The following is a 22,079-nucleotide window of genomic DNA, read 5'->3' as shown; positions in this document are numbered from 1 at the left end:
GTCCCGTCGACCTTATATTCTCCCGTGCCACCCCGCAGAAGGGCATGTCGGCGCGGAAGCTAACACCGGCACTGTGCAATGTCCTTGCCTTGAGCGCCAGATTTTTCAGATTCTTTCGAAGGATTCTCCGATAAAAATGGCGTGAGTGCCACATTCTTGCGCCTTCGCGCACCATCCGACAACGGCTTTCTTCGGCTAGCGCACTGTGAAGCCATGCGCAAAAGGGTCGCGATCGTCGATGAAGATTGTGTTGAGACCCGTCATGCGCGCCCAGCCGCCAATGGAAGGCACCACCGCCTTTCGCCCCGCCACCTCCACTTGCCTTTCGATGCGGCCGTTGAAGAGTGAGCCGATGATGGATTCGTGTACGAAGGGTTCTCCCGCCTTGAGCCGGCCCTTGGCGTGGAGTTGCGCCATCCGCGCCGAGGTGCCGGTGCCGCAGGGCGAGCGGTCGATAGCTTTCTCGCCGTAGAAGACGGCGTTGCGGGCATGTGCCCCGTCCTGCGTCGACGCGCCCGTCCACAAGATGTGACTGAGGCCCTGGATCGAGGGCTCTTCGGGATGCACGAACTCGTAAGCCTCGTTGAGCCGCTCGCGCAGCACCGGGCTCCAGCGCACGAGGTCCGAGGCAGTGTGGTCAGCGATATCGCGGAAGTTTTCCTGGGCATCGACGATGGCGTAGAAGTTGCCGCCATAGGCGACATCGACCTTGAGGGTGCCGAGATCCGGGCACTCCACCTCGAGGTCCGTCGCATGGAGAAATGCCGGTACGTTGGTGATGCGCACCTCCTCCACATGCGCGCCCTCCTGCCGGTACTCCGCCACCACCAGCCCGGCCGGGGTGTCAAGCCTGAGGATGCCCGGCGTCCTCGGCTTCACCAGCCCATGCTCGATGGCGAAAGTGACGGTGCCGATGGTGCCGTGGCCGCACATCGGCAGGCATCCGCTTGTCTCGATGTAGAGCACCGCCACGTCGCAGTCCTCCCGCGTCGGCGGGTAGAGAATGGAGCCGGACATCACGTCGTGGCCGCGCGGCTCGAACATCAGCCCCGTGCGGATCCAGTCGTACTCGGCCATGAAGTGCGCGCGCCGCTCGATCATGCTGTCGCCCGAAAGCTGCGGGCCTCCGCCGGCCACCAGCCGCACCGGATTACCGCAGGTATGTCCGTCTATACAGAAGAAGGAATGCCGTGCCACCGCTCAGCCATCTCCTCTGAAACGGCCCGCTCTGAACGGGCGAAGGTCGATCGACGCAGATTGCTCCAGCACGAGGTCGCGGATCAAGCGGCCCGTTGCCGCCGCCTGCGTCAGCCCCAGGTGGCCGTGCCCGAAGGCGTAGAGGACGCGCGGCTCGTTCCGCGCCCTGTCGATGACGGGCAGCGAATCCGGCATCGACGGCCGGTAGCCCATCCACTGCCGGCCGCCCTCGGTCTTCAGGCCCGGCAGAAACCGGGCGGCTTTTTCCAGCATGGCGCGCGAGCGCGAAAAGTTGGGCGGCCGCTTCAGCCCACCGAGTTCCACCGCTCCGCCGATGCGCAGGCCGCTGTCGAGCGGCGTGACGACAAAGCCATGGCTGGAGAAGATGAGCTGCCTTTTCACATCGAAGGCGCCGGCCGGCAAGGTTGTGTTGTAGCCGCGCTCCGTCTCCAGCGGCACACGATCACCGAAGGCGGCGGCGAAGGGCCGCGACCACGCGCCGGCGGCGATCACCAGTTTCTCGCAGGCCAGCTTCTTGCCGCCGGCAAGGCTGACGGCAACGCCCTCTCCCTCGGTCTTGGCTGAGACCACGGTGGCCGGCATGAAGCGGGCACCGTGGCGTTCTGCATGGGCCCAGACGGCCTGGCCCAGCCGCTGCGGGTCGGACACTGTCTTCCAGCCGGGCGCGAATGTACCACGCACGAAGCGGTCCGAGAGGCCCGGCTGGCATTCGGCGATCTCGTCCCGTTCCAGGTGCCGGAAAGGAATGTGGTAGCGTCGGCGCAACTTCCACCCTTCCTGTGCCGCGCGAAACTCGGCTTCACTCTCGTAAAGCTCCAGCGAACCGTCCTCGCGCAACATGTGGCCGGTGCTGGAGCGGGTCATCAGCCCCGACCATTCGCGCTCGGCAAGCGTCATCATCGCCACCTGCGCCGAAACAGCCTCCTCGAACGTCGACGGCCTTCCGGCGCGCATGAAGCGCCACAGCCAAGGCAGCAACTTCGGCAGATAGGCGGGCGGGATGGAGAGCGGCCCCAGTGGATCGGCCAGCCAACGCGGCACCTGTGCGAGCATGTTCTTGTGCGCAAGAGGCAGCACATCCGAAAAGGCCAGCGCCCCGGCATTGCCGGCACTCGTCTCCTCGCAGATGCCGGAGCGGTCGAGCACCAGCACATCGCGCCCCGCCTCGGCCAGATAGGCGGCCACGGCAATGCCGATGATGCCGCCGCCGATGACAACGACCTGCGCGTCCTTGACCGTGCTCCGCCCCACCACGCTCGCCTCTCCAGCTACACCGCCGGCAACTCGGGCCGACTGGCAATCGCCGCACGGACGGTCTTTTCCACCTGCGCCCGCCGCGCCCCCTCGAGCGGCTGGCGCGGCATGCGCACCCGCTCGTTGGAGCCGATCTCGATCGCCTCCGCCAGCTTGATGTTCTGCACCAGATAGGTGGAAACGTCGAGGTCGAGCAGCGGCCGGAACCAGCGGTAGATCGTCCGCGCCTCGTCGATCCGCCCCGCCTTCATCAGCTTGTAGATGGCCACCGTCTCGCGCGGGAAGGCGGTGACGAGCCCCGCCACCCAGCCGACCGCGCCCGCCGCCAGCGCCTCGAAGGCGAGGTTGTCGACGCCGGTCAGTACCGCGAAACGGTCGCCGAAGGCGTTGATGATGTCGGTCGTGCGACGGATGTCGTCGCAGGATTCCTTGACGGCGACGAACAGCTCGTCACCGGCCAGCGCCTCCATAACCGGCACCGTCACGTCGACCCGGTATGCGATGCGGTTGGAGTAGATCATAACCGGCAGGCCGCCAGCTGCGGCAACAGCCTTGAGCGTGGCCACCGTCTCGCGATCGTTCGTATGATAGATGGGGCTCGGCACGATCATCAGCCCGTCGGCGCCTGCGGCCGCGGCACGCCGGGCAAGCTCGGCGCCATCGCGCGTGGCTGCTTCGTTGACCGTCATGAGCACCGGCTTCCCGCTGGCCACGCCTTGCGCTGTCTTCAGGACCTGCAGCTTCTCCTCATGGCTGAGCATCGGCCCTTCGCCGAGTGAGCCGGCGACGATGAGCCCATCGCAACCGGCATCCATCAAAAGTCCGAAGCAGCGCTCCATTTCCCTGTGATCGAGCGCATCCTCGGACGTGAATTTGGTCGTGACCGCGGGTAATACACCACTCCACATTGATACGGATCTCCGTCTGATATATTAGTGATATATTACGCGGGAGAAACCTCCTGTCAATGGAGCAGGCCTCCTGATATATTAGCAATATATCAACGGAAGGATCATGGCGGTTGGATTGAAAGATCAGTCGAACGAGCGCGCAACCGGGAAAGCCTATCGCGCCTTGGAGCGCATGGTGGTCACATTGGAGCTGCCGCCCGGCTCGGTCACCACCGAGGGCGCCCTGATTGAGCGCCTGGGGCTGGGCCGCACCCCCGTGCGCGAAGCCATCCAGCGCCTGGCTTGGGAAGGGCTGATGGAGGTGCGCCCGCGCGCCGGCCTGACCATCACGCCGCTGAACGCCAGCGACTGGCTGAAGGTCATCGAGGCGCGGCGTGGGGTGGAGGTGGTTCTGGCGCGCGCAGCCGCGCGCTTCGCAACGGAGGACACGGCAGTTCGCTTCCGCGAGGCGGCGGTCAGCATGCAAAAGGCCGTCGTCACCGGTAGCATCCTCGTCTTTCTTGAAGCGGACAAGGAACTGGACGAGGCAATGGCGGCGGCGGCCGACAACGCGTTCGCCGCGCGCGTGGCCGCCCCACTGCAGACCCACAGCCGTCGCTTCTGGTTCCGCTATCAGGCCGACACGGGGCTCGCCCACGCGGCCGAGCAGCATGTCCGCATCATCCGCGCCATCCTCGACGGCGACGAGAAAGAGGCCGGCCGCGAAGCCGACGCGCTGATGCGCCTCCTCAGGAAGCATGCGGAGACAACAGCGCGGCTATAAGTACCGGGACCGATGACTTACACGCCCTGGCCGGCGTTGCGTGCATAGGTGTCGTCCCACCCTTCGCCAGCCGCAACGATGCAGCTCTGTCCGTTGACATCGGTGGTGAGGATCGTCCAACTGCCCTTTTCGGAGGCGAATACCTCCATGACCACCTGCGCGCCGACCTGACCGAGCGCTTTCTGGTTTTCATCGAACTGAAAACCGAGCTGCGAGACCAATTCGTTGCGCGGTGCGCAAACATTTCCCTGGCTGGTCGCCTGCTGCGCGCCGGTAAAGAGCACGACGCCAGCCAGCGCCGTCAAACCTAAGCCGGCTTTCATGGCCTTTCTCATATCTCTACCTCCTGCCGCCGCGCGGGCACCGCATGCCGCTCGCGGAGGCGTTCTGGTGTTGCGCGCCGCAGCGCGTCTCTCGATTGTTAACTGAGAAAGGCGCAGGCCGTTCCATGACGATCACCAGAACAGGACCGCACTACGCTAAACCCGCCGGCCGCCTGTCAGTCCGGCGCTCGCCACGTCACATCGTGGCCGGCGACCGTGGGAACGTCTTCCCAACCGTCCCCCGCGGCGACGATGCAGGTTTGCCGGTCGGGCCCGGTCATCAGGATCGTCCAAGAGCCTTTAGGGGAAAGGAAAAGCTCGACAATCGCTTTGTTGCCGACCACGCCATAGCCGTGCTGCCGCTCCTGGAAGCGTTCGCCCAGGAATTCCACCATATTGCCGCGCTGGCCGCAGCGCAGCGGCTGTGCGGCGGCCACTGTCGCGGTTCCGGCAATCAGCGCCGCCAGAACGAGTTTCGAGATATTGCGTGCCATGGGGCACCTCCTTTGCCGTCAGTTCCGGCAAACGGAGGCGCGTCGCCGCCCTCAGCTTGCCGGAACCCGTGAGCGCAACTGTTCGTCGACCACCGTTTCGCTCCTTGCTTTTTCCGGTGTTCCGGCGGGGCCGTCGCCCCTTGTTGAAGACATGGATACTTGCGCCCGCCCCAGCAAGGGGCGGGCGGTAAACTCCGCGCGAGCGTCAGTTGTGCCGGCGGGGATGAAACGCCCGTTCAGCGCATTGTCGGGATGACGAACTCCGCTCCATCCTTCACGCCCGAAGGCCAGCGTGAGGTGACCGTCTTGGTCTTCGTGTAGAAGCGGAAGGCGTCGGGCCCGTGCTGGTTGAGGTCGCCGAAGGCCGAGGCCTTCCAGCCGCCGAAGGTGTAATAGGCGATCGGCACCGGGATCGGCACGTTGACGCCCACCATGCCGACCTCGACGCGCGCCGCGAAGTCGCGCGCGGCATCCCCGTCGCGGGTGAAGATGGCGACGCCGTTGCCGTATTCGTGGTCGTTCGGCAGTGCAAGCGCCTCTTCGTAGGTGTTGGCGCGCACGATGGAGAGGACTGGACCGAATATCTCCTCCTTGTAGATGCGCATGTCGGGCGTCACCTCGTCGAACAGGCAGCCGCCCATGTAGTAGCCGTCCTCGTAGCCCTGCATGGTGAAGCCGCGGCCGTCGACGACGAGTTTCGCGCCTTCCTTAACGCCGAGGTCGACATAGCCCTTCACGCGCTCCAGCGCTTCCTTCGTCACCAGCGGACCGAAATCGGCGGAGGCATCCGTGGAGGGGCCGACCTTCAGGCTTTCAACGCGCGGAATGAGCTTTTCAACCAGCCGATCCGCCGTCTCCTTGCCTACGGGTACGGCCACGGAGACCGCCATGCAGCGCTCGCCCGCCGACCCGTAGCCGGCGCCGATCAGCGCGTCGACCGTCTGGTCCATGTCGGCGTCGGGCATGACGATGAGGTGGTTCTTCGCCCCGCCGAAGCACTGCGCGCGCTTGCCATTGGCGGTGGCCCGGCCGTAGATGTACTGCGCAATCGGCGTCGACCCGACGAAGCCGACCGCCTTGATGTCCGGGTCGTCGAGGAGGGCGTCGACCGCCTCCTTGTCGCCGTTGACGACGTTGAGCACGCCCGCCGGCAGCCCAGCCTCAAGGAAGAGCTCGGCAATCCGCAACGGCACGCTCGGATCGCGCTCCGACGGCTTCAGCACATAGGCGTTGCCGCAGGCGAGCGCCGGGGCGATCTTCCACAGCGGGATCATGGCCGGGAAGTTGAACGGCGTGATACCCGCGACCACGCCGAGCGGTTGGCGCATCGAATAGACGTCGATGCCGCGCCCCGCGCCTTCCGTGTATTCGCCCTTCATCATGTGCGGCGCGCCGATGCACACCTCAACCACTTCCAGCCCGCGCTGGATGTCACCCTTGGCGTCGGGGATCGTCTTGCCGTGCTCGCGCGCCAGAAGCTCGGCAAGCGAATCGTACTCCTTGTGCACCAGCTCAAGGAACTTCATGAGCACGCGCACCCGGCGCTGCGGGTTAGTGGCCGCCCATTCGGGCTGCGCGGCCTTGGCGTTTTCCACCGCCTGGCGCACTTCCGCGGCTGACGCGAGCGCCACCCTGCCGCGCACCGTGCCGTCCATGGGCTGCATGACATTCTGCGAGCGGCCGCTCGTACCTGCGACGCGCTTGCCGCCGATGAAATGACCGATGTCCTCCATGAGAGTCTCTCCCTGCATTGCTGATGGACGCGATTGTCCCGCTTCCGGAGATCGAATGCAACGCGAGGAAAATCGCATCCGTTGTGCATAAATTACAGCACTGCTAGAAAATGCCGTGCGGAAAATCGCATCGGAGGTGTTGGTGAATTGGGATGACATACGCATTTTCCTGGCGGTGGCCCGCGCCGGCCAGATCCTGGGCGCTGCCAGACGGCTCGACCTCAACCACGCCACCGTTTCGCGCCGAATCGCCGCGCTGGAGGAAGCCGTCGGCGCAAAACTCTTCCACCGCCTCACCACCGGCAGCGAATTGACGCCGGCCGGCGAGCGCCTGCTCGCCGTCGCCGAGCGCATGGAGGCGGACACGATCTCCGTCCGCGCCGAACTCGCCGGCGAGGGCGAGGAGATTTCGGGCACCGTGCGCATCGGCGCGCCGGACGGTTTCGGCGTCGCCTTCCTGGCCCCGCGGCTCGGCCGGCTGACAGCGATCCATCCGGACCTTGCCATCCAGCTTGTGCCGGTACCGCGCTCCTTCTCGCTGTCGCGGCGCGAAGCCGACATCGCCATCACCGTCGACCGCCCCACCGAAGGCCGCCTCGTCGCCAGCAAGCTGGTCGACTACACGCTCGGCCTCTACGCCTCCACCGCTTACGCGGCCGAACACGGCCTCCCCGAGAGCGCCGAGGCTCTCTCCGCCCACCATCTCGTCGGCTACGTGCCGGATCTCGTCATCAGCCCGACGCTCGACTACGCGGCGGAAATTTCCGAGGAATGGAGCGCCGCCTTCGCCGTCTCTTCGGCCATGGGCCAGGTGGAGGCGGTGCGCGCGGGCGCCGGCATCGGCATCCTGCACACCTTCATCGCCCGCGCCTATCGGGACCTCGTGCCGGTGCCCTTCACAGAGCCGATCCGCCGCAGCTACTGGCTCGTCTACCACGAATCCATGCGCCCAACCCGCCGCATCCAGGCGGTGGCCGCGTTCATCGGCGAAATTGTGGAGCAGGAGAGGACGCTGTTCGTTTAAGATTCGGTGCTCTCAAAGGCACCCGCCGTTCTCCTGCCCCGCCTTGAAATCCGTTCAACCCGCTGTCATCCTCTCCCGATGCCTCCGGAGCGTCCCCGCCTGCCCCCCTTCGCCGCGCTGCGTGCCTTCCATGCCGCCGCCAGCTACGATCGCTTCCGCGACGCCGCCGAGGCGCTCGGCATCACCGAATCCGCCATCAGCCATCAGGTGCGGCGCCTTGAGGAATACCTCCATGTGGCGCTTTTCGAGCGCACCGGCAGCGGTGCGCGGCTGACGCCGGCCGGGCAGCGCTATCTGGAGGCGATCGACCCGGCGATCCGCCAGATCCAGACGGCGACCGACGCCCTGCTGGGCGGGTCGGGGCGCAGGGTCGTGCGGCTCACTCTGCCCGCTTCCCTCGCCGCGACCTGGCTCATCCCCCATCTCAGCGCCTTCGAGCGGGCATATCCGGACATCGAACTGCAACTGGTCACGACGACCCGCGTGCTCGACCTCAGGCGCAACCAGATCGATCTCGCCATACGCCACGGCAAGGGCACGTGGCCCGGCGTCGCATCCGAATTTCTGCTCCACGAAACCGCTTTCCCCGTCGCCGCCCCCGGCTATCTGACGGTGCGTGAGGACGAGGACCCGCATGCCGCCGTCAGCCGTGCGCGCCTCATCGTCAACACCCGCTCACCCGACGAGTGGGAGGAGTGGAGCCGGGCGCGCGGGCTATCCACGCTCACGCCCGCCGCCACCTTCGAGATCGAAGGCCAGGAGGAGGCCCTGCGGGTCGCCGAGCGGGGACTGGGACTGGCGATCGGCCGCCGGCTCTTCATCGAGGATCGCCTGGCGAACGGAACGCTGGTCGCGCCATTCGGCGCAGCTGACCCCAGCGGTGCCGCCTACTACCTGTGCCGGCCCAACGGCGTAACGCCCACCGCCGCGGCCCGCCGAACAGAGCGCTGGCTGCACGAGCTTGCCGTCGAGACTTGAATTTCTGTCAAGTTGTATTGAGTCGATGTCGCTGGCATGCAGCGCCGATTTCACTATCTTCCTCCACGAAAGAACTCTCGGCCCCCATACCTATTGGAGGATGACATGAAAATCGTTCGCACTTTCGTCGACTCGTTGCTGACGGATATCCGCTACCAGCAGCTCGGACGCCGCCCGCGCGTTTACACCACCCTTGCGCCGTTGGGCTTGGCGCCGTTGGTCGGGACGCCGCCGTCCCGTACAGACGACCGGCGCCGATAACCGGGACAGCCGCGAATATCACGCAAACGGCTTCGCCACCGCATACTTGCGTGGAATGAGCCGACGAAGATAGTCGAGGCAAGCCCCGGAAACCCTGTTCTCGTCCGCGTACAGGAAGTCCGCCGGCATATGCCGCGTCTTGCCGGCCACGGCCTCGAGGGGCACGTGCCGGCAGACGGTCCTTTCCCCGTCGAACTGCAGCGCCACGGAGCCGCCGCCCTTTTCCGCCGCTTCCACGGCGAAGGCGCCCGCCGCATAAGCCTCGCGTGCATCCGTTTCGTTGATCGTTGCGACATTGCCGCGCGGCAGATAGCCGAAAGTGTCGACGCGGGCGCGCGTGCCGGTGAGGTCCTCGGCAAGGATACGCTCGATCGCCTGGCCAAGGTCGGTGCCGGAAAGGCGGATGTTGCCGTGCGGATCGCGCTCCTGCAGCTCCGGCGGCACCAGCGTCTCCACCAGCGACCGCCCATCCGCGGCAGCCACGCCTTCCGACATGGCGACGATGCACCGGCCGTGGCGGCCAAGGGTGCTCCGCACGTCTTCAATGAAGCGCGCCCGCTCGAAAGCCCGCTCGGGCGCATAGACGAGATGCGGCCCGCTATCCTCGTCAAGCGACCAGGCAGCCGCCGACGCAGTGAGGAAGCCCGCATGCCGGCCCATGACGATGCCGACATAGATGCCAGGCAGCGCCCGGAAGTCGAGATCGACACTCAGGAAGGCGCCGGCCACGAATTCGGCCGCGGAGATGAAGCCCGGCGTGTGATCGTTCTCCACCAGGTCGTTGTCGATGGTCTTCGGCGCATGAACGCAGGCGATGCGCCCGCCAGCGGCTTCCGAGAGGATGCCTTGCGTGCCGGCCGTATCATTGCCGCCGATATAGATGAAGGCGTCCGCTCCCGCCTGCTGCAAACCCTTCAAGATAGCCTCGCAATAGGCAGCGTCCGGCTTGTCTCGTGTGCTGCCGAGCGCGGCGCTGGGCGTCGCCGCCACCGCCCTCAGCTCATCCTCCTCAAGGTCGGACAGGGTGACGAAGCGCCCGTCCCGCACCCCGCGCACCCCGTGCAGAGCGCCCAGCACCGTTGAGCCGGGAAACCGCCTGCGCGCTTCGAGCGTCGCTCCGACCACCGTCTGGTTGATGACGGCTGTCGGCCCGCCGCCCTGTGCGATGACGAATGTCTCGGCCATGTCGCTTGCGCCTCATAAAGGGTTTCTACTCGCCGCACGATAGGCCGAGCGCGGCCGCCGAAACAAGGTCGAACAAGCACCCTTCCAGCTTGCTCTACGGCGAAGATAGGAATATATTCTCTTTCATGTTGCCTCAGCCACTTTTTCACGCACTACTGGCCGTTGTCCTCGTCGCATTTGGCGACACCCTAGCCATCGCCGGCGACCTCTTTCCCGGTCCTGTGGAGGCGCGTGTGGTGCGTGTCATCGACGGCGACACTTTCGTGGCCGAGGCGCATGTCTGGCCGGGGCAAACGGTCACGGTAAGCGTGCGCCTGCGCGGTGTCGACGCGCCAGAGATCAGAAGCCGTTGCGAAAGGGAGAAGATTGCGGGGAAAACATCGCGCAGCGCCCTCGAACGTCTGATCGGTGGCGCCACGGTGCAAATCCGCAACATCGGCGGCGACAAATATTACGGCCGCGTCCTCGCCGATGTGACGACGCAGGAGGGCGAAGGGGTGGCCGACCACCTGCTGGGGCGCGCGCTGGTGCGCACCTATTCCGGCGGCAAGCGGAAGAGCGCCTGCGGCTGACCGCGGCTTATTCTTCCTTTTCCTCATCGCTCGACTTGAGCGAGGAAAGCTTGGCGAACACAGCGTCGGCGTCGAGTTCCTTTTCCTCCTCCGGCGCCTCACCTCTCTCCCCTTCGACGGGCAGGCCCTCGGTCTCGGATGCCGGCAGCAGCGTATCGCCGGCAGGAGCAGCCGGCGGCGCGTAGCGCTCGGCCCGCTGGACTTCCAGGTCGAGGTCGATCTGCGAGCACAGGCCCAGCGTCACCGGGTCCATCGGCACCAGGTTGGCCGAGTTCCAGTGGGTGCGGTTACGGATCTGCTCGATGGTCGACTTGGTGGTGCCGACGAGACGTGAAATCTGCGCGTCCTTGAGTTCGGGATGGTTGCGCACCAGCCATAAAATGGCGTTGGGCCGGTCCTGCCGCTTGGAAAGCGGCGTGTAGCGCGGCCCCTTGCGCTTGGTCTCCGGCACCCGCACCTTCGGCTCGGAGAGCTTGAGCTGGTGATTCGGATTGGCTTCGCCGCGGGCGATCTCGTCGCGCGTCAGCTGTCCCGTCATCACCGGGTCCATGCCCTTGATGCCCTGTGCGGCATCGCCGTCGGCAATCGCGCTCACCTCGAGCGGGTGGAGTTTGCAGAACTCGGCGATCTGCTCGAAAGTCAGCGCCGTGTTGTCCACCAGCCAGACGGCGGTCGCCTTAGGCATGAGAAGCGTATTGGCCATTGCAAAAATATCCTATCCTCGCCCGCGTCCCTGGCGCGGGCGGTGGGCGGCGCCACCGATTTGGGAATTCACAGGCTATATAGTTGCATTCGCCGAGTGAGGCAAGGCGCATCGCGGCGCGCTATGCACAGCTCTCGTCACCGTGCCGTCACCTTTCTGTCACGCGCCTGCAATCCTCCTCTTCCAATAAGCGATTTCCAATCGAAGAGGGAGATGGGGATGGGACGACATTCGTTTTTCTGCGCGCTCGCGGCCGCGCTTTCGGCAACGACGGCGATGCCTGCCTTCGCCGACATGGCCTTCAACCGCATCGCCACCTTCCCGGTGGCTCACAACCTGCCGGCCGATATGGACGCGGAAAGCGAGACCTCGTCGGAGATCATCGCGGCGAGCGATGATGGCAACACGCTGATCTACTCCGACAGCCCCTTGGGCGCGATCGGATTTGTCGATATCACCGACCCGAAGGCTCCCAAGGCCGGCGGCATCATCAAGGTGGAGGGCGAACCGACCTCGGTTGCAGTGGTCGGCGGAAAGGCCATCGCCGGGATCAACACCTCCGAGAGCTTCGTCAATCCGTCGGGCAATCTGCTTCTCATCGACATCGCCGGAAAGACGGCCGAAGCCTCCTGTGAGCTTGCCGGCCAGCCGGACTCCGTTGCCGTCAGCAAGGACAAGCGCTTCCTCGCCGTGGCGATCGAGAACGAGCGGGACGAGGATCTGGACGACGGTGTCATCCCGCAGATGCCCGCCGGCACTTTGCAAATATTCTCCCTCACCGACGGCGCGCCGGATTGCGACGGCGCCAAGACCGTGGACCTTACCGGCCTTACCGAGACCGCTCCGGAAGACCCGGAGCCCGAGTTCGTGGACTTCAACGAGGCGGGTGAGATCGCCGTCACGCTGCAGGAGAATAACCACATCGCCATCGCCTCGGCGGAGAGCGGCGAGGTCGTCGCCCACTTCTCCGCCGGCGGCACAAGTGTCGAGAATGTCGACCTGCTGGACGACCGCGCACTTCGCTTCGACCAATCTGCCAGCAACCTTCTTCGCGAGCCGGATGCAGTAAAATGGCTCGACGACGAGCGACTCGTCGTCGCCAACGAAGGCGACTATGAAGGCGGCTCGCGTAGCTTCACCATCTTCTCAAAAATGGGCGACGTGCTCTACGATTCCGGCGCCGATCTCGAGCATCAGGCAGCCCTTGTCGGGCACTACCCCGACAAGCGCTCCGATGCCAAGGGCGCGGAGCCCGAGGGCATGGAAGCTGCGACCTATGGCAACGAGCGCTACTTCTTCGTAGCGCTGGAGCGCGCCTCGCTGGTGGCGGTATACCGCGACACGGGCGAAGCGCCGGAGTTCGTCCAGGTTCTGCCCTCCGGCGTCGGCCCGGAAGGCGTGCTGGCGATCCCCGGGCGCAATCTTCTCGTGACGGCCAATGAAACGGACCTGGTGGAGGATGGTGGCGCTCGCTCGCACGTGATGGTCTACGAGCTTGCCGAAGGGGCACCCGCCTACCCGATGATCCGATCAGTCATGCAGGAGGGCCAGCCCGTCGGTTGGGGCGCACTCTCGGGGCTTGCCGCCGACCCAGCGCAGGCCGGCCGGCTCTACGCGGTTTCCGACTCCTTCTTCAGCGCCGAACCCGCCATCTTCGTCGTCGACGCGACCAAGACGCCGGCCGAGATCACGCGCAAGATCGTTGTGACCCGCGGCGGCATGCCGGCGCAGAAGCTCGATCTGGAAGGCATAGCGGCCGATGGAGAAGGCGGCTTCTGGCTCGCCTCGGAGGGGCGTACCGACCGGCTCATCCCGCATGCGCTCTACCATGTCGATGCAGACGGCGTGATCAAGCAGGAGATCGCACTTCCCGCTGAGCTTCTGGCCAATGAGATTCGCTTCGGCTTCGAGGGCGTCACGCTCGTCGGCGAAGGCGATGAGCGGATGCTCGTCATGGCCATCCAGCGCGAGTGGAAGGACGATCCGAAGGGCCAGGTGAAGCTCATCACCTACAAGCCGTCCACCGAAGAGTGGTCGGCGGTGCGCTATCCGCTGGATGCCGGCAAAAAGGGCTGGGTTGGCCTGTCCGAGATCACCGCCCACGACGGCACGCTCTACATCGTCGAGCGCGACAATCAGATCGGCACCTCAGCCAAGATCAAGCGGCTCTACGGCGTGTCCCTGGACGATTTCCAGCCGGCACCTGTCGGCAGCGAGTTGCCGGTGGTGGACAAGACCCTGGTGCGCGACCTTGTCGGCGACTTGCAAACCGCGACGAACGGCTACGTTGTCGACAAGATCGAGGGCTTCGCCATCGATGCCGCCGGCGAGGCTTATTTCGTCACCGACAATGACGGGGTTGATGATTCGTCCGGCGAGACCGTCTTCGTGCGACTCGGCCGGCTCGATGCGGTGAACTGAGCTTCAGTGAATCGCCTTACGCGCAACTGCCCCGGCCCTCGCGCCGGGGCTTTTTTCTTCACGCCACATCGAGCACGATCTTGCCGATATGCGCACCCTCCTCCATACGCTCGTGCGCGCGCCAGGCCTCCTTGAGCGGAAAGATCATGTCCATCACCGGCGCCACCTTGCGTGCGGCGAGCAGCGGCCAGACATGGGCCTCCAACTCGGTGGCGATGCGCCCCTTGAACGCCACCGGGCGCGGACGCATGAGCGAGCCGGTATGCGTCAGCCGCTTGACCATCAGCTTCGAGAAATCGGCCTTCGCCTTCGCTCCGCTTAAGAAGGCAATCTCCACGATGCGGCCATCCATCGCCGCGGCGTCGTAGTTGCGGTCGATGTAATCGCCGCCCACCATGTCGAGGATGACGTCGGCACCGCGCCCTTCCGTCGCTTCCTTGACCGCCAGCACGAAGTCCTCCTCGCGGTAGTTGATTGCACGCGCCGCCCCCAGCGCCGCGCAGGCCGCGCATTTTTCGGACGAGCCAGCGGTGGCGATCACCGTGGCGCCGAAGGCCGCCGCCAACTGGATGGCCGTCGTGCCGATGCCGGAAGAGCCGCCGTGCACCAGCAGCGTCTCGCCCGCCTTCAGCGCGCCGCGCTCGAATACATTGTGCCAGACGGTGAAGAAAGTCTCCGGCAGCGCCGCCGCCTCGGTAAAGGTAAAACCATGTGGGATGGGCAGCGCGTTCGTTTCGTGCACCGTGCAATACTGCGCATAACCGCCACCCGGCGTGAGCGCGGCGACCTGGTCGCCGACGCGCCAGCGCTTCACATCCTCGCCGACGGCCGCCACCTCGCCCGCCACCTCCAGCCCCGGCAGATCCGAAGCGCCCGGCGGCGGCGGGTAGACGCCTTTGCGCTGGGCAACGTCCGGCCGGTTCACGCCCGCCGCCTTGACCTTGATCAGGATCTCGCCCCCAGCCGGTTTCGGCACGGGCCATTCCTCCGGCTTCAGCACCATGGGCCCCCCGTGCTCGGTGATCGCGATCGCTGTCATTGTATCGGGGAGATCGTCTTGCCGCGCCATGTTTGAGCCTTCTTCTGGAATCAGGTTTTATTGATTCGTAAACTGCCGCCGCTGGCAAGAATTGCCGGCGGGGGCATCGTTTATGTATTGTGACCGTGCATTGTGGCAACGGATTGGGAAATAGGCATGGTGGAGGAGAATATCCCGGTAAGCCGGCCAGCATACACCATCGGTCAGGATATCTCGACGTTTTCGGTGGAGGAACTGAAGCGGACGATCGCCATGCTGGGCGAGGAGATCGCCCGGTTGGAGGAAGAGCTTCAGGCCAAGGATACCACCAAGGCGGCGGCGGAAGCCCTGTTTCGGCGCGAGTGATGCGCGCCGCCATAAACGAGTCCCTTGAATTCGGGCGCCGACCTTCATCGGCGCAACCGTAACCATCCACACGACCCAGGGCCGGCACAAAGGCGGATTCGCTTCATGCTTTCATCCTTCGGATCCATCGTCGCCCTGCTTTGCGGCACGGCGTTCCTTCTGGCCGCCTCCGGTCTCTACGGCCTCCTGCTTCCGTTGCGCGGTGCAATCGAGGGCTTCTCCACCACTTCGCTCGGTCTTCTGGGCACTGCCTGGGCCAGCGGCTTCATCGCCGGTTGCTTCATCGCCCCGCGGCTGGTGCGCCGTGTCGGGCATGTGCGCGCCTTCAGCGCCTTCGCCGCCACGGGCGCCATCGTAGCTCTGCTTTCCGGCATGTGGATAAATGTGGCCGGCTGGCTGGTGCTGCGCGCCTTCACAGGGTTCACCATGGCCGGCGCCTTCATGGTCATCGAAAGCTGGCTCAACGAGCGCTCCACCAACGCAACGCGTGGCACCGTCTTCGGGCTCTATATGATGGTCACCCACGCCTCCATCATGGCCGGACAGATGGTGGTGACACTGGGCGACGTGTCGACCAGCATCCTGTTCATGGCCACTGGCATTCTCTTCTGCCTGGCGCTGCTGCCGACAGCCGTCTCCACCGCCATCACCCCAGCGCCGCTCGCCGACGTCTCGATTGATCTCAAGGGTCTATACGCCAACTCGCCGGTCGCCTTTGTCGGCTGTCTGTTGATCGGCATGGCGAATGGTGCCTGGGGCACGCTGGGCGCTGTCTATGGCGCCGAGATCGGCATCTCCACCCTGGAGATCGCCTTGATGATGAGCATTGCCGTCCTCGCCGGTGCGGTCGCACAGATGCCCACGGGGCGGCTGTCTGACCATACGGATCGCCGTTTCGTACTGGCCGGCGGCGCCTTCGGCTCTGCCCTTGTCGGCCTGGCCGTTTTCCTCACCGCCCCGCGAACGGGCGGCGTCGTCATCGCCATGACCGCATTCTACGGCCTGCTTGCCTATACGCTCTATTCCCTGGTCGTGGCGCATGCCAATGACCATGCACCGCCGACGGGATTTGCGAAAGTATCGAGCGGCCTGCTTCTGCTTTACGGTATCGGCACCATGGCCGGCCCGGTGATCGCCGGCGTCACAATGCAGTGGCTGCGCCCGGAAAGCCTCTTCCTGGTCACGGCGACCGCGCATCTCGGCGTCGCCCTCTATGCGGCTTTGCGTATCTCGCGCCGCGCCCCGGTGCCTCTCGAAGAGAGGGAAGCGTTCAAGACCCTGCCGGCGGAGCGGGCGGTCACGCCGCAGACGGTCATGCTCGATCCGCGCGCCGATACCGAGGAGGCGGAAACCGAGAGCGCCGAATAGCACAGGCGCGCGGAAGCGCCCCACCGGCTATCGGCGGAGCTCGCAAACAGCCCCTCATCGAGCAATTCCAAGAAGCGGAAACCGCGTTTCCGCCCGGAACTGCGTCAAGGCAAGGGGTTGGATCGGATCATCGATCCCGTGAACGACGACCCGACAAGGTCAGTGCCGAGTCTGTTTCGTCTTGATTTTCTGCATCTCGTCCTTGATGGCCAGCTTGCGTCTCTTGAGCTTTGCGATTTCGAGTTCATCCACGGAAGGATGCATCAAGGCGTCGTCGATCTCGCGCTGAAGATCGCCGTGCTTACGCTGCAGCTCTGCAAGATGGGATTCAAGCGACATGGTGGGTCTCCATTGAGTTCCTCGTAGCCGCCTGGAACATTACCCCGCCCTCTTCCATGACGGCATGATGACAGTTTGCCATCGTCCTGCATCATTGTCGAATGCCTAACGGTAGCATTTATCGCCGACCTGAAATGTGGTATGAAAACGTTGTTCTCGATCCGGGAACGGCCTAAAGCGCCGGTGTCCGCGCGTAATTCGCGTGCGGGCCGGTATCCTGCGCCGGAGACCAGGCAGATAGTGAACATGTCGGAACAGGAACAGGCCGAGATTCGCCTCGAATTCGCCCGTTTGAAGCAGGACCACGCAGATTTTGACGCCGCCATCAACGCGATGATCGCATCGGGCTGCGACCCCCTGCAAATCCAGCGCATGAAGAAAAAGAAACTGGCGCTGAAGGATCGCCTGCAGCAGCTGGAAGACCGCATCATCCCCGACATCATCGCCTAGGCATCGATTTTCAGGTTTGTGCGCCCGAACGGAGGCGCGGCGCCAAAGGCCGGCTTGCGGCATGGGGCGCTATTGGCTACAGCGGGTTCGTGAAGCAGAGTGGAATATCTTCATGAGCAGCCAGCGGCCCGATGTCGCCATCATCATGGGTAGCCAGTCCGACTGGGAGACCATGCGTCATGCCGCCGAAACGCTGGAGGCGCTTGAGGTCGGCCACGATGTGCGCATCGTCTCCGCCCACCGCACGCCCGACAGGCTCTATGCCTTCGCCAAAGGCGCCAAGGCGGAAGGCTTCCGCGTCATCATCGCCGGGGCCGGCGGGGCCGCCCACCTCCCGGGCATGACAGCGGCGCTGACGCCGCTGCCGGTCTTCGGCGTCCCGGTCGAATCACGCGCCCTTTCAGGCCAGGATTCGCTTCTTTCCATCGTGCAAATGCCCGCCGGCATTCCCGTCGGCACCCTGGCCATCGGCCGCGCCGGCGCGGTGAATGCGGCCCTTCTGGCGGCCGCCGTCCTCGCCCTCTCCGACACGGCGCTGGCCGGCCGGCTCGACGCCTGGCGCGCCGCCCAGTCGCAAAAGGTGGCCGAACGACCAGCGGCGGGACAATGACAAAGGCGCTTGCGCCAGGCGCGACCATCGGCATCGTCGGCGGCGGCCAGCTTGGCCGCATGCTCGCCATGGCGGCGGCCAGGCTAGGCTATCACACGGCCGTCCTCGAGCCGGACCGGAACTGCCCGGCCGCGGAGGTGACGGGCCTGCATATCTCCGCCCCCTTCGACAACGGAAAGGCTTTGGAACGGTTCGCTAGCGTCAGCGACGTGGTGACCTACGAGTTCGAGAACGTGCCGGTATCGGCCGTCCGTTCGCTAAACGAGCAACTTCCCGTTTATCCGCCCCCCGAAGCGCTGGAAGCCGCGCAGGACCGTCTGGCGGAAAAAATATTCCTGAACTCCGCGGGAGTATCCACAGCGCCTTTCGCATCTGTGGATAACGACGAAGAGCTGGCGCGCGCCCTTGCCCGCTTTGGCGGCCGGGGCGTCCTGAAGACGCGGCGCATGGGCTATGACGGCAAGGGGCAGCGTGTGTTTCGCTCCGCAACGCGCGAGGAAGTGAAGGGCTGCTTCGCGCACATGGGCGGCGTCCCCCTCGTTCTGGAGGGCCTCATGGCCTTCGAGCGCGAAATTTCCGTGATCGCCGCACGCGCGGCGGACGGCTCCATGGTGGCCTACGACCCGGCCGAGAACGTCCACCGCGACGGTATCCTCTTCCGTTCCACCGTGCCGGCGGCGATCTCGCCCACCACGGCGGAGACGGCACGGGAGGCCGCCTTCACTATCCTGTCCGCGCTCGGCTATGTGGGGGTCATCGGCGTGGAGTTCTTCGTGATGGCGAACGGCACGCTGATAGCCAACGAGTTCGCGCCCCGGGTGCACAATTCCGGCCATTGGACCGAGGCGGCCTGCCTCGTTTCCCAGTTCGAGCAGCACATCCGCGCCGTTGCTGGCCTGCCGCTGGGCAGCACCACCCGCCACGCCGACTGTGTCATGACAAACCTCCTGGGCGCCGAGCAGGAGCAGGCGACCGCGCTCTTGGCCGAGCCGGACGTCATGTTGCATCTCTACGGCAAGGCCGAGGCCAGGCCTGGCCGCAAGATGGGTCACTACACCCGCCTCCTTCCCCTCGATGGCGAACTTCGGCATAACCCGGCGGGTGGAAGCGCCAGCCTCCAGAAAGGTTGACACGACGGCGTTTCCTCGTCTATGTCCGCACTCGAATTGCGGCGCGCCGGGAAGGCGCGTCTTTTGTTTCGGGCCGTAAGGCCATCACTCTTTCGGGCCCCCAGGGTCCCGCGACGGGCAAGACCATGAAGATCAAGAATTCGCTTAAAGCGCTGAAGGGCCGCCACCGCGAGAACCGCCTGGTTCGCCGCAAGGGCCGCATCTACATCATCAACAAGTCGAATCCGCGCTTCAAAGCCCGCCAGGGCTGATCGGCTTACCGGCCACTTACGCGGATTTCACTTTTCTCCCGGCGCCGGGGCAGATAAACTTGCCCTATGCGCAGATTTATCCTGTCCGGCTTTCTTTCCTTCTCGCTGCTGGTCTTGCCGGCGGTAGCCGCCGAGACGCGGAATGCGACAGCCTCCTCCTCCGAAGCCGAAGCGAGCCGACTGGACCAGCTATTCGCCGATCTGAAACAGGAGCGCAATGAGGTCGCTGCCCGCCGCATCGCCGAGCGCATCCGCGAGGAATGGCTGGCTTCCGGCGGCGCCACGGCGGACCTCCTCATCGAATGGGCACGCAACGCCGCAGCCGATGAGAAATACCACGTAGCCCTCGACCTACTCGACGAGACGACCACCCTTTATCCCGAATACGTGGAAGGCTGGAACAGCCGCGCGCTGGTTCACTTAATGATGAACGACTATAGCCGCGCCATGGTCGACCTGTCGCGCACGTTGACGATCGAGCCGCGCCATTTCGGCGCGCTCAGCGGCTTGGCCGGCATATTGCGGGCGACGGGCCGCGAGGAGCAGGCGCTCGAGGTTTACCGCCGCATGCTGGACATCTACCCCATGCAGCGCAGCGCCCAGCGCGCACTCATTCGGCTTGTCGAGGAACAGAGCGACGAGCGGCTCTGACCGCCCGTCCCCTTACAACCCGCCGAGCCCGTCCGAGCCGATATAGGCGATCCGCAGCATGTTGGTGGAACCCGGCGTCCTGAGCGGCACACCGGCGGTGATGATGACCCGGTCGCCGGGCTTGGCGAACTGCTCCTCATAGGCGATGCGGCAGGCGCGGTCGACCATGTCGTCGAGGTCCGTCGCATCCTCCGAAACCACGCAGTGGGTACCCCAGACGAGGCTTAGGCGCCGCGCCGTCTCCACCACCGGCGACAGCGCGATGATGGGCACGTAGGGCCGTTCACGGGCCGCGCGCAGGCCTGTCGTGCCCGACGCCGTGTAGGTGATGATGGCTGACAGCTTCAGCGTCTCGGCGATCTGCCGGGAGGCAAGCGAGATAGCGTCGGCGCCCGTCGCCTCCGGCTCGCCACGCTGGGCATTGATGATGCTGTCGTAGGTGGGGTCGCGCTCGACCTGTTGGGCGATGGAGTTCATGGTCGCTACCGCTTCCACCGGGTATTTCCCCGCCGCCGATTCGGCCGAAAGCATGACGGCGTCCGCCCCCTCGAAGACGGCGGTCGCCACGTCGGACACTTCCGCGCGCGTGGGCACCGGCGCGGTGATCATGGATTCCAGCATCTGCGTGGCCACGACCACCGGCTTGCCGGCGCGGCGGCAGGCGCGGGTGATCTGCTTCTGGATGCCTGGTACGGTCTCCAGCGGCATTTCCACGCCGAGATCGCCGCGCGCCACCATCAGCGCGTCGGAAAGCTCGATGATCTCGGGCAGGCGCTTCACAGCCTGCGGCTTCTCGATCTTGGCCATGAGCGCGGAACGCCCGCGCACAATCTTGCGCACCTCGGCCAGATCCTCCGGCCGCTGGATGAACGACAGCGCGATCCAGTCCACCCCAGTCGTCAGGATGGCATCGAGGTCTTTGCGGTCCTTGTCCGTCAGCGCGCCGAGCGGCAGGTCCGTGTCGGGCAGGCTGACGCCCTTGCGGTCGGAGATGGTGTTGCCGGCGACGACCCGGCACAGGATCGAGCGCCCATCGCTCTTCTCGGCCTTGAGTTGCAGGCGCCCGTCGTCGATGAGCAGGCGGTGACCAGGCTCGACCGCCTGCAGGATTTCCGGATGCGGCAGGTGCACGCGGCTCGTGTCGCCCGGTGTGGGATCGGCGTCGAGCGTGAACGTCTGGCCGACCTTAAGCGTAACGCTTTTTTCCGCGAAAGTGCCGACGCGCAGCTTCGGCCCCTGAAGGTCGGCAAGGATGCCGATCGGCCGGCCGATCCCCTTCTCCACCTCACGTATGCGCGCGACCAGCGCGCGCATGCTCGCATGGTCGGTATGGCTCATATTGATGCGGAAGACGTCCGCCCCCGCTTCATAGAGCTTGGCGATCATCTCCTCGTCGGAGGAAGCGGGGCCAAGCGTGGCCAGAATCTTGACCTTGCGGCTTCGCCTCATGGATTGCCGGCTCCCGTCACGGCCGAGCCGTCGGTTGCGGGGCCGTCGGTAAGCTGCACCATCCAGTTCTCCTGTTCGCCCGTATCGTATTCCTGGAAACCAGCACGCTGATAACCGCGCGTGAGGCAATCGTTGACGCCGGTAACCTTGAATTCCTTGTCGTCCACGCACATTTGGATCGCCCCCTCCCAGCGACCGCCGCGCGTGGCATCCTCGGCATAAAGATAGTAGTAGCGAGACTCCAAGGGACCCTCGATCAGGGTCTTGCAGCTCGACGCCTCTATATGCCACCAGCCTTCACTTATCCAGCCCGTGCTGGCGCGATATCCGATGGCCACGCCGACCAGGTTCTGCGTGGCGTTGCAGATGCGCAGATCGGCCTTCGCCGGCGCCGCCCCGGCAAGCAGGAAGCCCGCCGCCACGGCCAGCACCAGAGCACCCACCCGAAACATCGTATGCGGCCCCGCGAACGGCATGATCAGGCTCGGTAAAGAGAAATCGACATGGCTCCCCTTTTCCGCAAACTCAATGCCCGTGTCAACGCACATGGAAGGCCGGGTGCGCGGCATTGCATGCCGACGCACTTCATGGGAAGACGAGCCACCCA

The 22,079-nt window shown here is 65.2% G+C and carries 24 protein-coding genes; 12 read left to right on the top strand and 12 right to left on the bottom strand.

The annotated features are described in order from the left end of the window. Positions 1-195: 195 nt before the first annotated feature. From GPJ75_RS03995 to GPJ75_RS03985, 3 genes are read right to left on the bottom strand one after another with little or no spacing between them, the layout of a single operon-like run. The gene (locus GPJ75_RS03995; RefSeq protein WP_163265357.1) at positions 196-1,197 is read right to left on the bottom strand and encodes a 4-hydroxyproline epimerase; all 1,002 of its coding nucleotides are present in this window, start codon (positions 1,195-1,197) and stop codon (positions 196-198) included. A 3-nt stretch (positions 1,198-1,200) separates the two neighbouring features. Next, positions 1,201-2,472, bottom strand: coding sequence for an NAD(P)/FAD-dependent oxidoreductase (locus GPJ75_RS03990; RefSeq protein WP_163265355.1), 1,272 nt, complete (start codon positions 2,470-2,472; stop codon positions 1,201-1,203). Between the two features lie 14 nt (positions 2,473-2,486). Beyond that, positions 2,487-3,380 carry a dihydrodipicolinate synthase family protein gene (locus GPJ75_RS03985; protein WP_163265353.1) on the bottom strand — a complete coding sequence of 298 codons (894 nt, stop codon included), beginning with the start codon at positions 3,378-3,380 and terminating at the stop codon, positions 2,487-2,489. 106 nt (positions 3,381-3,486) lie between these two features. Between GPJ75_RS03985 and GPJ75_RS03980 the strand changes: the two genes are divergently transcribed. Then, positions 3,487-4,146 carry a GntR family transcriptional regulator gene (locus GPJ75_RS03980; RefSeq protein ID WP_163265351.1) on the top strand — a complete coding sequence of 220 codons (660 nt, stop codon included), beginning with the start codon at positions 3,487-3,489 and terminating at the stop codon, positions 4,144-4,146. A gap of 17 nt (positions 4,147-4,163) precedes the next feature. Here the strand turns inward: GPJ75_RS03980 and GPJ75_RS03975 are convergent, their stop codons facing one another. The 3 genes from GPJ75_RS03975 to GPJ75_RS03965 all read right to left on the bottom strand — a co-directional run bounded on the left by GPJ75_RS03975 (position 4,164) and on the right by GPJ75_RS03965 (position 6,696). Next, entirely contained in the window at positions 4,164-4,481 is a 318-nt protein-coding gene (locus GPJ75_RS03975; RefSeq protein WP_163265349.1) for a hypothetical protein, read from the bottom strand. A 164-nt stretch (positions 4,482-4,645) separates the two neighbouring features. Continuing rightward, the gene (locus GPJ75_RS03970; protein ID WP_246248897.1) at positions 4,646-4,963 is read right to left on the bottom strand and encodes a hypothetical protein; all 318 of its coding nucleotides are present in this window, start codon (positions 4,961-4,963) and stop codon (positions 4,646-4,648) included. A gap of 236 nt (positions 4,964-5,199) precedes the next feature. Next, positions 5,200-6,696, bottom strand: coding sequence for a CoA-acylating methylmalonate-semialdehyde dehydrogenase (locus GPJ75_RS03965; protein ID WP_163265347.1), 1,497 nt, complete (start codon positions 6,694-6,696; stop codon positions 5,200-5,202). 142 nt (positions 6,697-6,838) lie between these two features. Between GPJ75_RS03965 and GPJ75_RS03960 the strand changes: the two genes are divergently transcribed. Together GPJ75_RS03960 and GPJ75_RS03955 are read left to right on the top strand one after the other, a co-directional pair. Beyond that, positions 6,839-7,720 carry a LysR family transcriptional regulator gene (locus tag GPJ75_RS03960; protein ID WP_163265345.1) on the top strand — a complete coding sequence of 294 codons (882 nt, stop codon included), beginning with the start codon at positions 6,839-6,841 and terminating at the stop codon, positions 7,718-7,720. 78 nt (positions 7,721-7,798) lie between these two features. Next, positions 7,799-8,698 (top strand): LysR substrate-binding domain-containing protein, encoded by a 900-nt coding sequence (locus tag GPJ75_RS03955; protein WP_163265343.1) that lies wholly within the window; start codon positions 7,799-7,801, stop codon positions 8,696-8,698. 279 nt (positions 8,699-8,977) lie between these two features. On the opposite strand, the gene GPJ75_RS03950 is transcribed toward GPJ75_RS03955, so the two are convergent. After that, positions 8,978-10,144 (bottom strand): diphosphate--fructose-6-phosphate 1-phosphotransferase, encoded by a 1,167-nt coding sequence (locus GPJ75_RS03950; RefSeq protein WP_163265341.1) that lies wholly within the window; start codon positions 10,142-10,144, stop codon positions 8,978-8,980. A 125-nt stretch (positions 10,145-10,269) separates the two neighbouring features. Here GPJ75_RS03950 and GPJ75_RS03945 point away from each other — a divergent pair, with 125 nt between their 5' ends. Then, complete coding sequence (locus GPJ75_RS03945; protein ID WP_163265339.1) at positions 10,270-10,716, top strand: thermonuclease family protein; 447 nt, start codon at positions 10,270-10,272, stop codon at positions 10,714-10,716. A 7-nt stretch (positions 10,717-10,723) separates the two neighbouring features. Here the strand turns inward: GPJ75_RS03945 and GPJ75_RS03940 are convergent, their stop codons facing one another. Then, positions 10,724-11,419 (bottom strand): DUF1013 domain-containing protein, encoded by a 696-nt coding sequence (locus GPJ75_RS03940; protein ID WP_163265337.1) that lies wholly within the window; start codon positions 11,417-11,419, stop codon positions 10,724-10,726. 219 nt (positions 11,420-11,638) lie between these two features. Here GPJ75_RS03940 and GPJ75_RS03935 point away from each other — a divergent pair, with 219 nt between their 5' ends. Next, the gene (locus GPJ75_RS03935; RefSeq protein WP_163265336.1) at positions 11,639-13,840 is read left to right on the top strand and encodes an esterase-like activity of phytase family protein; all 2,202 of its coding nucleotides are present in this window, start codon (positions 11,639-11,641) and stop codon (positions 13,838-13,840) included. A gap of 58 nt (positions 13,841-13,898) precedes the next feature. On the opposite strand, the gene GPJ75_RS03930 is transcribed toward GPJ75_RS03935, so the two are convergent. Next, positions 13,899-14,879, bottom strand: a complete 981-nt coding sequence (locus GPJ75_RS03930) for an NAD(P)H-quinone oxidoreductase (RefSeq protein ID WP_163265848.1) — start codon at positions 14,877-14,879, stop codon at positions 13,899-13,901. 156 nt (positions 14,880-15,035) lie between these two features. Between GPJ75_RS03930 and GPJ75_RS03925 the strand changes: the two genes are divergently transcribed. Further along, positions 15,036-15,224 carry a DUF1192 domain-containing protein gene (locus GPJ75_RS03925; protein ID WP_163265333.1) on the top strand — a complete coding sequence of 63 codons (189 nt, stop codon included), beginning with the start codon at positions 15,036-15,038 and terminating at the stop codon, positions 15,222-15,224. Positions 15,225-15,329: 105 nt separating this feature from the next. Next, entirely contained in the window at positions 15,330-16,592 is a 1,263-nt protein-coding gene (locus tag GPJ75_RS03920) for an MFS transporter (RefSeq protein WP_163265331.1), read from the top strand. 159 nt (positions 16,593-16,751) lie between these two features. Here the strand turns inward: GPJ75_RS03920 and GPJ75_RS03915 are convergent, their stop codons facing one another. Continuing rightward, positions 16,752-16,931, bottom strand: coding sequence for a YdcH family protein (locus tag GPJ75_RS03915; protein WP_163265329.1), 180 nt, complete (start codon positions 16,929-16,931; stop codon positions 16,752-16,754). 246 nt (positions 16,932-17,177) lie between these two features. Between GPJ75_RS03915 and GPJ75_RS03910 the strand changes: the two genes are divergently transcribed. The 5 genes from GPJ75_RS03910 to GPJ75_RS03890 all read left to right on the top strand — a co-directional run bounded on the left by GPJ75_RS03910 (position 17,178) and on the right by GPJ75_RS03890 (position 20,023). Beyond that, positions 17,178-17,381: a YdcH family protein gene (locus GPJ75_RS03910; RefSeq protein WP_163265846.1), complete on the top strand. Its 204-nt coding sequence runs from the start codon at positions 17,178-17,180 to the stop codon at positions 17,379-17,381. 112 nt (positions 17,382-17,493) lie between these two features. Further along, positions 17,494-17,991 (top strand): 5-(carboxyamino)imidazole ribonucleotide mutase, encoded by a 498-nt coding sequence (gene purE, locus GPJ75_RS03905; RefSeq protein WP_163265327.1) that lies wholly within the window; start codon positions 17,494-17,496, stop codon positions 17,989-17,991. Continuing rightward, on the top strand, positions 17,988-19,121 hold the full coding sequence (locus tag GPJ75_RS03900) for a 5-(carboxyamino)imidazole ribonucleotide synthase (RefSeq protein ID WP_163265325.1): 1,134 nt from the start codon (positions 17,988-17,990) through the stop codon (positions 19,119-19,121). The genes purE and GPJ75_RS03900 overlap by 4 nt, the downstream gene beginning before the upstream one ends. A 125-nt stretch (positions 19,122-19,246) precedes the next feature. Continuing rightward, complete coding sequence (gene ykgO, locus GPJ75_RS03895; RefSeq protein ID WP_159589347.1) at positions 19,247-19,372, top strand: type B 50S ribosomal protein L36; 126 nt, start codon at positions 19,247-19,249, stop codon at positions 19,370-19,372. A gap of 66 nt (positions 19,373-19,438) precedes the next feature. Next, positions 19,439-20,023, top strand: a complete 585-nt coding sequence (locus tag GPJ75_RS03890; protein ID WP_163265323.1) for a tetratricopeptide repeat protein — start codon at positions 19,439-19,441, stop codon at positions 20,021-20,023. Positions 20,024-20,035: 12 nt separating this feature from the next. Here GPJ75_RS03890 and pyk read toward each other — a convergent pair whose 3' ends face one another. Together pyk and GPJ75_RS03880 are read right to left on the bottom strand one after the other, a co-directional pair. Continuing rightward, on the bottom strand, positions 20,036-21,472 hold the full coding sequence (pyk, locus tag GPJ75_RS03885; RefSeq protein WP_163265321.1) for a pyruvate kinase: 1,437 nt from the start codon (positions 21,470-21,472) through the stop codon (positions 20,036-20,038). Continuing rightward, the gene (locus GPJ75_RS03880) at positions 21,469-21,924 is read right to left on the bottom strand and encodes a DUF1036 domain-containing protein (RefSeq protein WP_163265843.1); all 456 of its coding nucleotides are present in this window, start codon (positions 21,922-21,924) and stop codon (positions 21,469-21,471) included. Before GPJ75_RS03880 ends, pyk begins: the two co-directional genes overlap by 4 nt. Between the last annotated feature and the right edge of the window lie 155 nt (positions 21,925-22,079).

It is taken from the genome of Chelativorans alearensis, assembly GCF_010993735.1.
In the GTDB taxonomy this organism is placed as follows: domain Bacteria; phylum Pseudomonadota; class Alphaproteobacteria; order Rhizobiales; family Rhizobiaceae; genus Chelativorans; species Chelativorans alearense.
Note: the sequence above shows the minus strand (reverse complement) of the source record. Positions and strands in the feature narration are given on the sequence as shown.

What these genes read in the sequence shown, in the direction of transcription:
- GPJ75_RS03975 (WP_163265349.1), bottom strand. Translation starts at nt 4,481, where the DNA reads ATGAGAAAGGCCATGAAAGCCGGCTTAGGTTTGACGGCGCTGGCTGGC.
- GPJ75_RS03900 (WP_163265325.1), top strand. Translation starts at nt 17,988, where the DNA reads ATGACAAAGGCGCTTGCGCCAGGCGCGACCATCGGCATCGTCGGCGGC.
- GPJ75_RS03980 (WP_163265351.1), top strand. Translation starts at nt 3,487, where the DNA reads ATGGCGGTTGGATTGAAAGATCAGTCGAACGAGCGCGCAACCGGGAAA.
- GPJ75_RS03950 (WP_163265341.1), bottom strand. Translation starts at nt 10,144, where the DNA reads ATGGCCGAGACATTCGTCATCGCACAGGGCGGCGGGCCGACAGCCGTC.
- GPJ75_RS03925 (WP_163265333.1), top strand. Translation starts at nt 15,036, where the DNA reads ATGGTGGAGGAGAATATCCCGGTAAGCCGGCCAGCATACACCATCGGT.
- GPJ75_RS03945 (WP_163265339.1), top strand. Translation starts at nt 10,270, where the DNA reads ATGTTGCCTCAGCCACTTTTTCACGCACTACTGGCCGTTGTCCTCGTC.
- GPJ75_RS03935 (WP_163265336.1), top strand. Translation starts at nt 11,639, where the DNA reads ATGGGACGACATTCGTTTTTCTGCGCGCTCGCGGCCGCGCTTTCGGCA.
- purE (WP_163265327.1), top strand. Translation starts at nt 17,494, where the DNA reads ATGAGCAGCCAGCGGCCCGATGTCGCCATCATCATGGGTAGCCAGTCC.
- GPJ75_RS03920 (WP_163265331.1), top strand. Translation starts at nt 15,330, where the DNA reads ATGCTTTCATCCTTCGGATCCATCGTCGCCCTGCTTTGCGGCACGGCG.
- GPJ75_RS03910 (WP_163265846.1), top strand. Translation starts at nt 17,178, where the DNA reads ATGTCGGAACAGGAACAGGCCGAGATTCGCCTCGAATTCGCCCGTTTG.
- GPJ75_RS03890 (WP_163265323.1), top strand. Translation starts at nt 19,439, where the DNA reads ATGCGCAGATTTATCCTGTCCGGCTTTCTTTCCTTCTCGCTGCTGGTC.
- GPJ75_RS03880 (WP_163265843.1), bottom strand. Translation starts at nt 21,924, where the DNA reads ATGTTTCGGGTGGGTGCTCTGGTGCTGGCCGTGGCGGCGGGCTTCCTG.
- GPJ75_RS03985 (WP_163265353.1), bottom strand. Translation starts at nt 3,380, where the DNA reads ATGTGGAGTGGTGTATTACCCGCGGTCACGACCAAATTCACGTCCGAG.
- GPJ75_RS03930 (WP_163265848.1), bottom strand. Translation starts at nt 14,879, where the DNA reads ATGACAGCGATCGCGATCACCGAGCACGGGGGGCCCATGGTGCTGAAG.
- GPJ75_RS03940 (WP_163265337.1), bottom strand. Translation starts at nt 11,419, where the DNA reads ATGGCCAATACGCTTCTCATGCCTAAGGCGACCGCCGTCTGGCTGGTG.
- GPJ75_RS03915 (WP_163265329.1), bottom strand. Translation starts at nt 16,931, where the DNA reads ATGTCGCTTGAATCCCATCTTGCAGAGCTGCAGCGTAAGCACGGCGAT.
- GPJ75_RS03965 (WP_163265347.1), bottom strand. Translation starts at nt 6,696, where the DNA reads ATGGAGGACATCGGTCATTTCATCGGCGGCAAGCGCGTCGCAGGTACG.
- pyk (WP_163265321.1), bottom strand. Translation starts at nt 21,472, where the DNA reads ATGAGGCGAAGCCGCAAGGTCAAGATTCTGGCCACGCTTGGCCCCGCT.
- GPJ75_RS03955 (WP_163265343.1), top strand. Translation starts at nt 7,799, where the DNA reads ATGCCTCCGGAGCGTCCCCGCCTGCCCCCCTTCGCCGCGCTGCGTGCC.
- GPJ75_RS03970 (WP_246248897.1), bottom strand. Translation starts at nt 4,963, where the DNA reads ATGGCACGCAATATCTCGAAACTCGTTCTGGCGGCGCTGATTGCCGGA.
- ykgO (WP_159589347.1), top strand. Translation starts at nt 19,247, where the DNA reads ATGAAGATCAAGAATTCGCTTAAAGCGCTGAAGGGCCGCCACCGCGAG.